This window comes from Pseudonocardia cypriaca, from assembly GCF_006717045.1.
Lineage (GTDB): Bacteria > Actinomycetota > Actinomycetes > Mycobacteriales > Pseudonocardiaceae > Pseudonocardia > Pseudonocardia cypriaca.
This window is the reverse complement of sequence record NZ_VFPH01000002.1, coordinates 2,486,203-2,497,771: the sequence shown is the minus strand read 5'-3', so window position 1 is coordinate 2,497,771 and position 11,569 is coordinate 2,486,203. Positions and strand designations below refer to the sequence as shown.

Annotated in this window: 14 protein-coding genes; 5 read left to right on the top strand and 9 right to left on the bottom strand. The window is 73.2% G+C overall.

Translation table 11 applies throughout. The annotated features are described in order from the left end of the window. Positions 1–27 precede the first annotated feature (27 nt). The 3 genes from FB388_RS29505 to FB388_RS29495 form a co-directional block, all read right to left on the bottom strand. Positions 28–1,089, bottom strand: a complete 1,062-nt coding sequence (locus FB388_RS29505; RefSeq protein ID WP_142105368.1) for a 3-deoxy-7-phosphoheptulonate synthase — start codon at positions 1,087–1,089, stop codon at positions 28–30. Between the two features lie 170 nt (positions 1,090–1,259). Further along, positions 1,260–1,604, bottom strand: a complete 345-nt coding sequence (locus FB388_RS29500; protein ID WP_142105367.1) for a cupin domain-containing protein — start codon at positions 1,602–1,604, stop codon at positions 1,260–1,262. After that, on the bottom strand, positions 1,604–2,293 hold the full coding sequence (locus tag FB388_RS29495) for a DUF2848 domain-containing protein (protein WP_142106377.1): 690 nt from the start codon (positions 2,291–2,293) through the stop codon (positions 1,604–1,606). The genes FB388_RS29500 and FB388_RS29495 overlap by 1 nt, the downstream gene beginning before the upstream one ends. Positions 2,294–2,361: 68 nt before the next feature. Here FB388_RS29495 and FB388_RS29490 point away from each other — a divergent pair, with 68 nt between their 5' ends. Then, positions 2,362–3,681 (top strand): MFS transporter, encoded by a 1,320-nt coding sequence (locus FB388_RS29490; RefSeq protein WP_246122496.1) that lies wholly within the window; start codon positions 2,362–2,364, stop codon positions 3,679–3,681. Here FB388_RS29490 and FB388_RS29485 read toward each other — a convergent pair. Next, complete coding sequence (locus FB388_RS29485) at positions 3,653–4,291, bottom strand: GntR family transcriptional regulator (RefSeq protein WP_142105365.1); 639 nt, start codon at positions 4,289–4,291, stop codon at positions 3,653–3,655. The genes FB388_RS29490 and FB388_RS29485 overlap by 29 nt on opposite strands. A 29-nt stretch (positions 4,292–4,320) precedes the next feature. Here FB388_RS29485 and FB388_RS29480 point away from each other — a divergent pair, with 29 nt between their 5' ends. Beyond that, positions 4,321–5,109 (top strand): carbon-nitrogen hydrolase family protein, encoded by a 789-nt coding sequence (locus FB388_RS29480; protein WP_142105364.1) that lies wholly within the window; start codon positions 4,321–4,323, stop codon positions 5,107–5,109. Positions 5,110–5,141: 32 nt separating this feature from the next. On the opposite strand, the gene FB388_RS29475 is transcribed toward FB388_RS29480, so the two are convergent. Beyond that, the gene (locus FB388_RS29475; protein WP_142105363.1) at positions 5,142–5,465 is read right to left on the bottom strand and encodes an ArsR/SmtB family transcription factor; all 324 of its coding nucleotides are present in this window, start codon (positions 5,463–5,465) and stop codon (positions 5,142–5,144) included. A gap of 86 nt (positions 5,466–5,551) precedes the next feature. On the opposite strand from FB388_RS29475, the gene FB388_RS29470 reads away from it, so the two are divergent. Next, complete coding sequence (locus FB388_RS29470; RefSeq protein WP_142105362.1) at positions 5,552–6,712, top strand: MFS transporter; 1,161 nt, start codon at positions 5,552–5,554, stop codon at positions 6,710–6,712. Between the two features lie 3 nt (positions 6,713–6,715). Here FB388_RS29470 and FB388_RS29465 read toward each other — a convergent pair whose 3' ends face one another. Beyond that, on the bottom strand, positions 6,716–7,012 hold the full coding sequence (locus FB388_RS29465) for a 4a-hydroxytetrahydrobiopterin dehydratase (RefSeq protein WP_142105361.1): 297 nt from the start codon (positions 7,010–7,012) through the stop codon (positions 6,716–6,718). A gap of 29 nt (positions 7,013–7,041) precedes the next feature. On the opposite strand from FB388_RS29465, the gene FB388_RS29460 reads away from it, so the two are divergent. Further along, a complete protein-coding gene (locus tag FB388_RS29460) occupies positions 7,042–7,905 on the top strand; it encodes an alpha/beta fold hydrolase (RefSeq protein ID WP_142105360.1) in 864 nt (287 codons plus the stop codon). Between the two features lie 10 nt (positions 7,906–7,915). On the opposite strand, the gene FB388_RS29455 is transcribed toward FB388_RS29460, so the two are convergent. The 3 genes from FB388_RS29455 to FB388_RS29445 are packed head-to-tail and all read right to left on the bottom strand — an operon-like array spanning position 7,916 to position 10,751. After that, positions 7,916–8,764 carry an ABC transporter permease subunit gene (locus FB388_RS29455; RefSeq protein ID WP_142105359.1) on the bottom strand — a complete coding sequence of 283 codons (849 nt, stop codon included), beginning with the start codon at positions 8,762–8,764 and terminating at the stop codon, positions 7,916–7,918. Beyond that, positions 8,761–9,741, bottom strand: coding sequence for an ABC transporter ATP-binding protein (locus FB388_RS29450; RefSeq protein ID WP_246122619.1), 981 nt, complete (start codon positions 9,739–9,741; stop codon positions 8,761–8,763). Before FB388_RS29450 ends, FB388_RS29455 begins: the two co-directional genes overlap by 4 nt. Before the next feature lie 5 nt (positions 9,742–9,746). Beyond that, complete coding sequence (locus FB388_RS29445) at positions 9,747–10,751, bottom strand: LolA family protein (RefSeq protein WP_142105357.1); 1,005 nt, start codon at positions 10,749–10,751, stop codon at positions 9,747–9,749. 83 nt (positions 10,752–10,834) lie between these two features. On the opposite strand from FB388_RS29445, the gene FB388_RS29440 reads away from it, so the two are divergent. Beyond that, on the top strand, positions 10,835–11,509 hold the full coding sequence (locus FB388_RS29440) for a response regulator transcription factor (protein ID WP_170225936.1): 675 nt from the start codon (positions 10,835–10,837) through the stop codon (positions 11,507–11,509). Positions 11,510–11,569: the final 60 nt, after the last annotated feature.

Sequence of the window (11,569 nt, the reverse complement as noted above, 5' to 3'; positions counted from 1 at the left end):
CCCGCACTGGGTTTGTGAAGTCCACGCTCAGCCGCGCCTCGTCGCGACCGCCGCTGCCAGCTCGTCCAGGAGCGCCGCCGTCGTGTCCCAGTCCATGCACGCATCCGTGATGCTCTGGCCCCTGGTCATCGACGGGCCCAGGTCCTGGCGGCCCGCCACCAGGAAGCTCTCCAGCATCACGCCTGCGATGCCCTCCTCCCCGGCGCCGATCCGCTCGGCGAGCTCCTGCACGACGCCCGCCTGCCGGACGTGGTCCTTGCCGCTGTTGCCGTGGCTCGCGTCGACGATCACGCGCGCGGGCAGCCCGCCCGCCCGGAGCCGGTCCAGCGCCGCGGCCACCGAGGCGGCGTCGTGGTTGGGGCCGCTGGTGCTGCCGCGGAGGATGACGTGGCAGTCCGGGTTGCCTGCGGTGGTGATCAGGGCGGCCAGGCCGTCGGGGTTGATGCCCATGAACACGTGGCTGGCCGCGGCGGCGCGGACGCCGTCGATCGCGACCTGCACGTCGCCGTCGGTCGGGTTCTTGATCCCGACGGGCATCGAGAGGGCGCTGCAGAGCTGGCGGTGCACCTGGCTCGCGGCCGTGCGGGCGCCGATCGCCCCCCAGCTCACGACGTCGGCGAGGAACTGCGGGGTGATCGGGTCGAGGAACTCGCAGCCGACGGGGAGGCCGAGCGCCGAGACGTCCAGCAGCAGCCGGCGCGCGGTGCGCAGGCCGCGGTTGACGTCGTAGGTGCCGTCCAGGCCGGGATCGTTGATCAGGCCCTTCCAGCCGACGGTGGAGCGCGGCTTCTCGAAGTAGGCGCGCATGACGACGCGCAGCTCGCCCGACACGCGCTCCGTGTGGGCGGCCAGCAGGCGTGCGTAGTCCATCGCGGCGTCGGGGTCGTGGATGGAGCACGGTCCGACGACGACCACGAGCCGATCGTCCCGGCCGTCGAGGATGTCGACGACCTCGGCTCTCGCCCGGGTGACCGTATCCGCCACCGTTGCGTCGACGGGGAGCTCGTGACGCAGCAGGGAAGGGGACAGCAGCGGGCTGATCCGGGTGGTGCGGTGCTCGTCCAGCGCGGGGACGGCGGTGAGGGTCATGAGGGCGCTCTCTGCTTCAGGCGAGCCGCGCCCGTCGAGAAACCCGCCGAGCCGGCTCGGGATCCGGCTCGGGGTGGAGGGTCAGCGCAGCGGTTCGCCCGCCGACCCCTCCCGGGCCGGTCGGCTAAACCAGTAGTAGTACCGCTGCACGTCGACGACTCTAGCCGACGTCACCGCCAACCGGCCTGGGGCGGGGACTTGAACTCCAGCCACCGGCTGTCCACGACGGCCTCCACGGTGTGGAGGACGCCCTCGGGGTGGGCGAGGCACTCTCCGGGTTCGAGCTGTGCCGGCTCCCCGCCGGCCGTGCCGATCAGTCGCCCGCTGAGCAGGTGGACGAAGCTGTCGTGCGCGTGGCGGTGTTCCGGGGACGCGACGCCGGCGGGGTAGAAGATCTCGAACAGCACGCCGTGGTTCTCGCGCAACCGGATGCGCACGTGGCCGTGCCCGCCGAGCAGCGGCAGGCCCTCGACGTTCGTCAGGAGCGGCCACGACCGCGGGTCATCGGTCTCCATCAGCCGATGGGCGCCGGCATGCGCTGCACGCCGTAGGCGAGATCGAGGGTGTGCCCCGTGACGGGGTCGGCGATCTCCACGCGCCACCGGTCGGCGAACTGGTCGACGCCCGGCAGCATCGCGACCGTCCCCGAGAGCAGCACGGTGCCAGGGTCCAGCAGCTCGGGGATCTCGTCGAGCCAGTACCGCGGCGGCAGCAACGCGGCGAGCGGGGAGTCCTGGATCAGCTGCTCGGGGCCGCCGTCGTGGGCCACCCACGCCCGCAGGCGCAGCTGGTCGAGGTGGTCCTCGACGTCGACGAGCCGCCACGCGCCACGGCCCAGCACGTCGAGCCCCGCGTTCTTGCTCCACGCGACGCCGTGCACCTCGAGGGCCCGGTCGGTGTGGTCGCAGGCGACCGTGAGCAGCAGGTCCGATGGCTCCGGACCTGCCACGACCAGCGCCCACTCGGCCTCGCCGGACGTGCGTTCGTGCTGCACCGGCACGGCGTCGGTCTGGGCGGCGAGGTAGGGCGCCACCGGGTACAGGGCAGGCGTCACCGTCGGCGCGGGCACGCCCAGCTCGGCGAGCTCGGCCACGTGCGCGGCCACCTCGTCCTGCTCGCGCCCGGCATAGCCGGCGTTGAGCAGGCGCGTGACGGTGACCGGGACGGAGGACCCGTCGGGCAGCTCGAAGGCGAGTTCGCTCATCCAGGACTTGCGCATGCGGCTTGTATACATGAAGTATGACGCGATCCGCCACCGGACAGGAGGACCGCATGCCCCCGGACATCGACCGGCGCTCCCTGGTCAAGGCCTTCACGGCGAGCCTCACCGGCACGTCACTCGAGTGGTACGATTTCGCGGTCTACTCCGCAGCCGCCGCGCTGGTCTTCCCACAGCTGTTCTTCCCCGACTCGGACCCGCTGACCGGCTCCCTGCTGGCCTTCTCGACCTACGCCGTCGGCTACGTCTCGCGCCCGCTCGGCGGGTTCGTGTTCGGGCGCCTCGGCGACGTCATCGGGCGCAAGCAGGTGCTCGTGCTGACGTTGCTGCTGATCGGGGTCGCGACCTTCCTGATCGGCCTGCTCCCCACGTACGGGACGATCGGCGTGGCCGCGCCGGTCATCCTGGTGCTGCTGCGCTTCGCCCAGGGCGTCGGCGTGGGCGGCGAGTGGGGCGGCGCCGTGCTGCTCTCGAGCGAGTACGGCGACCCGAACAAGCGGGGCTTCTGGTCGTCGGCGGCGCAGGTCGGGCCGCCCGCGGGCAACCTGCTCTCCAACGCCGTGCTGGCGCTGCTCAGCGCCGTGCTGACGGACGAGGCGTTCCTCGGCTGGGGCTGGCGCGTGGCGTTCCTGCTGTCGGCGGTGCTGGTGGCGTTCGGGCTCTGGATCCGGCTGCGGCTGGAGGACACGCCGGTGTTCCGCGCCATTCAGGAGCGCGGCGAGCAGCCGGCGGCCCCGATCGGCGACGTGTTCCGCACGCAGGGCCGCGGCCTGCTGGCCGGGGTGCTCTGCCGGATCGGCCCGGACGTCACCTACGCGCTCTTCACGGTCTTCGTGATCACCTACGCCACCACCGCGGTCGGGATGAGCCGCGGCCAGGTGCTCACCGCGATCCTCGTCGGGTCGGCCTGTCAGCTCGGCCTGATCCCACTGGCCGGGGCCGTGTCCGACCGCGTGAACCGGCGTGCCGTGTACGGGATCGCGGCCGCGGGCGCCGCGATCTGGCCGTTCGTGTTCTTCCCTGCGATCGGGAGCGGTTCGACGGCGATGCTCGTCGTCGGCGTCGTGGTCGGGCTCGCGCTGCACTCGTTCATGTACGGGCCGCAGGCCGCGTTCATCACCGAGCAGTTCAGCCCCCGCCTGCGCTACACCGGCAGTTCGCTCGCGTACACGATCGCGGGCGTGTTCGGCGGAGCGGTCGCCCCGCTGGCCTTCACGGCACTGCTGGGCGCGTGGGCGACGTGGGTGCCGGTGGCCTTCTACGTGGTCGTGGCGTCGCTGCTCACCCTGGCCGGGCTGGCGCTCGGCCGCGAGCCCGACCCCGCCGAGGACGAGGAGTACCTCGTCACGCTTGGAGGAAGAGCTGCTGCGTGATCCGCAGGTGCTCGGAGATCGCCGCGTGCGCGGCCGCCTCGTCGCCGGACTCCAGCGCGTCGACGATGCGGCCGTGCTCGGCGCAGACGGCCCGCTGGCGGTCGATCGCCCGGAACAGCGCGGCGACCCCGACGCGCACCTGCCGCGTCCGCAGGCCGGCGTAGGTGCGGGCGATCAGCTCGTTGCCGGCCGCGTCGACGAGGGACTGGTGGAACCGGCGGTCCCACTCGATGAACTCCCGCGCGTCGCACGGCTCGGCGGTCAGCAGGCGCTGCTGCTCGGCGAGCGCGGCCCGCATCGCATCGAGGGGGACCGCCTCCTGCGCGAGCGTGACGGACGCAGCGTGCTGTTCGAGCAGCGTTCGCAGCTCCATCAGCTCGCGGATCTGCCGCCCGGACAGCGGAGGCACGTAGGCTCCCCGCTTGGGCACCATCTCGATCAGGCCCTCGGCGACGAGCAGGAGCAGGGCCTCCCGCACCGGGGTGCGGGACACGCCGATGTCCTGGGCGAGGTCGACCTCGTTGAGGAAGGTTCCTTGTACCGCAGGATCGATCAGCACGGTCTCCCGCAAGTGGCGGTAGGCGCGCTCGCGGCCGGAGACGTGCTGCATGCAACAGGTATACATTAACTGGAGGTTTCGTGCGGATCGTCCTCGCCCAGATCGCTGCCACGGCCGACCCGGCCGAGAACCTCGACCTGATCGCCGACGGGGCGCAGCGGGCCGCAACGGCCGGTGCTGACCTCGTCGTCTTCCCCGAGGCCACCATGTGCGCCTTCGGCAATCCCCTCGGCGCGATCGCCGAACCGATCTCCGGACCGTGGGCCCAGCGCGTGCGGGAGATCGCCACCGGTGCGGGTCTCACCGTCGTCGCCGGGATGTTCACGCCGGCCACCCACGGCCGCGTCCACAACACCCTGCTCGCCACCGGCGGGGGCGTCGAGGCGAGCTACGACAAGATCCACCTCTTCGACGCGTTCGGCTTCGCCGAGTCGCGCACGGTCGCGGCCGGGAGCAAGCCGGTGACCATCGTCGTCTGCGGTGTCACCGTCGGCCTCGCCACCTGTTACGACCTGCGGTTCCCCGGCCTGTTCCAGACGCTCGCCGGGAGCGGGGCCGCCCTCGTGGTGGTGCCGGCCTCGTGGGGCGCCGGGCCGGGCAAGCGCGAGCAGTGGGACCTGCTGGTGCGCGCGCGGGCACTGGACAGCACGGCCTTCGTGGCCGCGTGCGACCAGGCCGACCCGACGACCGTGGGTCGCGAGGCGGGCAAGGCGCCCACCGGTATCGGCGCGAGCGCGGTGGTCGGCCCGCTGGGGAGCATCCAGGCCCAGCTGGACGCCGCCCCCGACCTGCTGGTCGCCGACCTGGATCTGGACGCCGTCGAGAAGGCCCGCGCCGCGGTGCCGGTGCTCGCGAACCGTCGCTTCTAGCCGGGCAGCCGGTCGCCTCGCCCGCGCCGCCGCTAGTGCCTCGCTCCGAGGATGCCGTCCAGGAGCCCCGGGTACAGCGCGTCCAGGTCGTCGCGGCGCAGCCATGCGATCCGGCGCGTGCCCTCGGCGCGCATGCTGATCACGCCGGCCTCGCGCAGGATCCGCAGGTGGTGCGTGCGGGTCGACTTCGTGACGGGGAGCGGGATGGTGCCGCACGCCACGCCGTCGGTCTGCTTCGCGAGCTCCCGTACGTACAGCAGGCGAACCGGGTCGCCGAGCGCGGCGAGTACCTGCTCGATCCGGATCTCCTCGCGGGCCGGCTGCGGGAGCTCGGCCTGCCGTTCGACGGTGTGCATGGAGAAATAGTACGACGGCTATCGAAGTTCGACCAGTCTCGTAGTACGGTGGCCGTCGTACTAGTTCCCGCTGGGAAGGCGCATCGATGTCCGCACGCACCTACCTGCTCGCCGCCGGCGCGTTCGCCGTCGGCACGAGTGCCTACGTGGTCTCCGGCGTGCTGCCCGCGGTCAGCGCCGAGCTGGACGTCTCCGTCACCGCTGCCGGCCAGCTGACCACCGCCTTCGCGCTCGCCTACGCGGTGAGCGCCCCGCTGCTCGCCACGGTCACCGCGCGCTGGGAGCGCAGGCGGCTCCTCCTGGCCGCCCTCCTGGTGGCAGCGCTCGGCAACGCGATCTCCGCGGTCGCCACGACCTATCCGCTGCTGCTCGGCGGACGCATCGTCGCCGCGCTCGGCGCTGCCGCCTTCACTCCTGCCGCCACGCTCTTCGCCACCGCGCTGCGCCCGCCCGCCGAACGGGGCCGGGCCGTCGCCATCGTGTTCGGCGGCCTGACCGTCGCACTGGCGCTCGGCGTGCCGATCGGCTCCCTGCTCGCCGGCAGCATCGGTTACCGGGGCGTGTTCGCCGTGGTCGCGGCCGTCAGCCTGGTCACGGCACTGGCCGTGCGGATGCAGCTGCCGATGATGGCCGGCTCGCCAACCGTCGCGCTGCGCGAGCGGTTCGCCGTCGCGGCCGACCGCCGCGTGCTCACGCTGCTGGCGATCACCGTGTTCGGCGTCGTCGCCACGATGAGCGTCTACATCTACGTCGTACCGCTGTTGACCGTCACGACCGGGCTCGCCGGCTCCACCATCGGCGGCCTGCTGCTCGCCTACGGCCTCGGCGCGATCGTCGGCAACGCGTGGGGCGGGCGGGCCACCGACCGGTTCGGGAGCATCCCGACGCTCCTCGCCACGATCGCCGGCTTCATCATCATGATCGCGACGCTGCCGCTGACCGCGACGACCGCCGTGGGCGCGGCGATCGCCCTGTTCGTGTGGAGCGTGTTCACCTGGTCGTTCAACCCGCCGGTGCAGAGCCTGCTGCTGGAGCTGGCACCGGCAGGCGGGCTGGTCCTCTCGCTCAACGCGTCGGCGATCTACCTCGGCATGGGGCTCGCGGGCGTGCTCGGCGGCGCCGTGATCGACACGGCCGGGGTGCTCGCCCTCCCGGAGGTCGGCGCCCTGCTCGGGCTGGTGGTCGTCGGCCTGATGTTCGCGCTGCGGGCAGGCGTGCGCCGCACGCCCGCCCTCGCCGCCGACTGACCGTCAGGAGTTGGCCGCGTCGATCTCCTGCGAGATCGACGTGGCCAACTCCACGTCCAGCCGCGTGATGCCGCCCGCGGAGTGCGTGGAGCAGCGGAACGTCAGCGTGTTCCACCGGATGTCGATGTCCGGGTGGTGGTCGCGCTCCTCGGCGATCGCGGCGACCCGGTCCACCACCGCGATCGCGGCGGGGAACGACGGTAGTGCAGCCGTGCGCACCAGGGCGTCGTCCTCGCGCTCCCAGCCGGGGAGATCCCCGAGAGCGGCAGTGATCTCGTCGTCGTCCAGCAGCCTGGGCATGGCGCCATCCTGCCGCTTACTGTGCGGATGTGCCGATCAGCTCCCCGGTCGACGGGTTCCGCCTCGCCTACGACGATCACCCAGGTGCCGGAGACCCGGTCGTACTGCTGCACGGCTGGCCGGGTGACCGGCACGACCTGCGGGAGGTCGTGGCGCGCCTTCGTGGACGGCACCGGCTCGTGGTGCCGGACCTGCGCGGGTTCGGCGAGTCCGAAGGGCCGGCCGACGCCCCGCCGCAGGCGTACGGCGCCGAGGAGCAGGCGCGCAGCGTGCTGGCACTGGTCGAGGAGCTGGGCCTCGGGCCGGTGGTCCTCGCCGGCTACGACGTGGGATCACGCACGGCGCAGGTCGCCGCGCGGTCCCGGCCCGACCTCGTGCGCGCGCTCGTGGTGTCGCCGCCGGTGCCCGGCGTGGGGGAGCGGGTGCTCTCCCCGCTCGCCCATCGCGAGTACTGGTACCAGGCCTTCCACCAGCTCGACCTCGCCGAGCGGCTGATCGACGGGCGCCGCGACGCCGTGCACGCGTACCTGGAGCACTTCTGGTCGCACTGGTCCGGTCCGGACTACACCCCCGATCCGGCCCAGCTCGACCGGCTCGCCGACGCCTATGCCCGGCCGGGCGCGTTCGTCGCGTCGATCAGCTGGTACCGCGCCGGAGCGGGCACCGTCGCGCGGTCGTTGACGGAGCGGACCCCGGCGCCGGAGGACAGGGTCGCCGTGCCGACGACCGTGCTGTGGCCCGAGCAGGACTCGCTGTTCCCGCGCGAGTGGTCCGACCGGGTCGGGCAGCACTACTCGGACGTCGAGGTCCGCCCGGTCGACGGTGTGGGTCACTTCCTGCCGCTGGAGGCCCCGGACGCGTTCGTCGCGGCGATCCTCGAGCGCAGCAGCTGAACGACCGGCGCTACGCGTCGTGGCGCAGCATCCGGAACACCGTGAGTCCGGCACCGACCGCGAGGTAGCAGAGGGCGCGCAGGGTGCTCGTGACCAGGTCGGCGAGGGGCATCGGGTCGCGCAGCACGTCGGCGCTCGCGCTCCAGCCGGTGATGAGCAGGTAGGGCTGCAGCCACTCCAGCGCGGGGATGGCGGACAGCACGCCGCACACGATCAGCCCGCCGAGCACGGAGGCGACGACCACCGACGGGTGCTCGGTGAACGCGGAGATGGCCAGTGCCACCGCGCCGACCGCGGCCAGCTGACCGATCGTCCAGGCCACGACCAGTGCGACCCGTCCCAGGGCGTCTCCCACGCCGAGGGTGGTGCCGGACAGGGTGACGAGGTGGCCCTCCGGGCGGCCCACGACCACCATCCCCGCGACGACGCCCACGACGGCCAGCGCGAGCACGGCGAGGGTGGCGACCACGAGCACGCCGAACGCCTTCATGGCCACCAGCCGCAGCCGCCCGACCGGCGCGAGCAGCAGCCCGCGCAGGGTGCCCTGCGCGGCCTCGCCCGCGATCGCGTCGGCGGCCACCATCGCGACGGCCAGCGGCAGCAGCAGCGCGAGGGAGACCGTGATCGCGACGACCGGCAGCATGAGCCCGTTGCCGGCGACAGCGCCGATCAGGCCGTGGCCCGGCCCGTCGCCCGCCACCGTCACCCCGATCGAGATCAGCACGGGGACGAGCGCGAACACCCCGAGCAGCACGAGCGTCCGCGGACGGCGCAGCACCCAGCGCAGCTCGGCGCCGAGCAGCCGGCTCACCGGGACGCTGCGCGGTGACTCGGTGCGGGGGAGGACGGCGGTCGTCACGCGGGCTCCTCGGTCAACCGGGCGAAGAGCTCTTCCAGGTTGGTGCGGCTGCGGCGGGCCTCGTGCACGGCCACGCCGGCCTGTACCAGCAGCTCGATCAGCTCGGGCGCCGGCGGGCCGTCGTCGGCGACCACCACGGCTTGCTCCTCCGAACTGGTCCGTTCCGCGCGGTAGGCCGTGGCACCCGCACCGCGCAGCGTGCGCAGGGCGAGGTCGATGTGCGGGGTGGTGATCACGAGCCCGGTGGCGCCCGCGGCCAGCAGCGAGCGCAGCTCGCCCGCCGCGACGAGCGAACCGGCCTGCAGGACGGCGACGTGCGTGCACGTGGCCTCGACCTCGGCGAGCAGGTGCGAGGACACGATCACCGTGGTGCCCGCTGCGTGCAGCTCGGCGATGATCCGCCGGACGTCGCGGGTGCCGGCGGGGTCCAGCCCGTTGGTCGGCTCGTCGAGCACGACCAGCTTGCGCGGCAGCAGCAGCACCGCGGCCAGCCCCAGGCGCTGCTTCATGCCGAGCGAGTAGCCCCGGTACCTGCGGTCGGCGGCGTCGGCGAGCCCGACCCGCTTCAACGCCACGTCCACGGCGTTCCGGATCTCGCGCCTGCCGAGCAGCGGCTCCATGGTCGCCACCCGGCAGAGGTTCTCCCGCCCGGACAGGAACGAGTGGAAGCCGGGGCCCTCGACGAGCGCACCGACGTGGGGGAGTGCGCGGTCGATGCCCTCAGGTACCGGCTCCCCGAGGAGCTCGGCGGAGCCCGCGGTGGGCCGCGTGAGGCCGAGCAGCATCCGGATCAGCGTGGTCTTGCCCGAGCCGTTCGGCCCGAGCATCCCGAGGACGGAGCCCGCGGGGACCTCCAGGTCGATGCCGTCCACGGCGACGGTGCGGCCGAACTCCTTCCGCAACCCGATCGCGCGTGCCGCGACCGCCCCGACGGGAGCGGCGCCCGCCGGAGCGGGCGCCGCGTCGACCGATGGCACGACCGTCACCGGGCCAGCGCCTCGGTGAGGACCTGCTCGGGAACGGCGCCGATCGCGATCCGGTCGTCGTCGGTGACGATGACGCTCGCCACCGCGCTCGTGATCAGCCGCCCGCTGCCCCACGGCCCGGTGACCGGCCGGCCCAGCTGGGCGAGCTCGGGACGCTCGGCGTCCGGTTCGGGAGCGGCGGCCACCAGGACAGTGTCCCAGCCGTCGCCGACCATCGTCGGTTCGGCGTCGCGTTCCCCGTGCTCCCCCGGCCGTGCGTCCTCGATCTTCGCCCCCGGCGGAGGCGTGAACCGGAACAGCTCCGGGTCCTGTGGGCCGAACTCGATGTCGGTGAACCCGATCTGCAGCGCGGGATCGGTCGACCCGGTGGCCAGCACGGTGAGCCGCAGCGGGATGCGGTGCTCGGCGTCCACCGCGACCCGGACCTCCCGCAGGAGCGTGCGCTCCGTCGAGGCCGGCGCGAGGACGAGGTCGTAGGCCGGGCGGCCTGCGACATCGGACGTGCCGTCGACGCTGATCACGCTCGTGGGCCGCAGCTTCGCGAGGGCCTCGGCCGCCGCGGCGCCCGGGTCGGCGTTGGCGGAGTCGCGCTCGTGCTCGCCCTCGGGCATCCGGCGCACGGTGCGGTCCTCGGAGTTCCACGACCAGAACGTCTCGCCGTCCGACACGAGCGTGCGTTCACCCGACTCGGTGGGAAGTTGGACGCGGCCCCGGCGGTCGCCGTCGGACCAGATCCGTGCCGTGCTCGTGCCGTTCGCGGCCTGCGGCACGCCGGGCAACGCAGGCAACCCGAGCCCGTTGTCCAGCTCGGCGACGCCCGCGAGCGGCTGCGGATCGGCGGCCAGCACCGACCGGACCAGCTCTTCCGGGTCGACGGGCGGGAGCGCCGGCTGTGCGCCTGCCCCCGCCGGAACCGCCAGCAGACCCAGCCCCACGGCCCCCGCCACTGCGATCCCGGCGGCGGCCGTGCGTCCAATCCTGTTGCTGCGCGCGGTGGCCATGAGGCATAGCGTGACTGACGGGCGCTGAGAGTGTTCTGAGGTGTGCGAACGCGGCTGCGGGTAGCGTCCGCCGCGTGGCACGCGTGCTGGTGGTGGACGACGAGCCGGGCATTCGGACGGCAGTCGCACGCGGCCTCACGGCCGAGGGCATGGAGGTGGTCGCCGTCGGCGACGGCCTCTCGGGGTTGGAGGCCGCCCTCACCGGGAGCTTCGACGCCGTCGTGCTCGACATCATCCTCCCCAGGCTCTCCGGGTACCGGGTGCTCGAACAGCTGCGGGCTGCCGGTGTCGACACGCCGGTGCTGCTGCTCTCGGCGAAGGACGGCGAGTTCGACCAGGCCGACGGACTCGACCTCGGGGCCGACGGCTACCTCGTCAAGCCGTTCGCGTTCGTGGTGCTCGTGGCCCAGCTGCGGGCCATGCTGCGCCGCCGCGACGCGGCACTCGGCCGCACCGGTCAGCGCGTCCGGCTCGGGCCGCTGCTCGTCGACCCGGCCGCGCGTTCGGTGAGCTGGCACGGCGACGTCGTCGAGCTGTCGCCCCGCGAGTTCGCCCTGCTGCACGCGCTCGCCAGCCGCCCGGACACGGCGGTCGCGAAGGACGAGCTCCTGCGCCTCGTGTGGGGCGACGAGCAGGCCGCCAGCCGCAACGTCGTGGAGGTCTACGTCGGGTACGTGCGGCGCAAGCTCGAGGCGGTGGGCGCCGGGCACGTGCTGAAGACCGTCCGCGGCTACGGGTACATCGTCGAGTCGCCGTGACGAGGTTTCGCAGGTGGTGGTCGGGTCGGCCGCTGCGGCTGCGCATTACGCTCGTGGTCG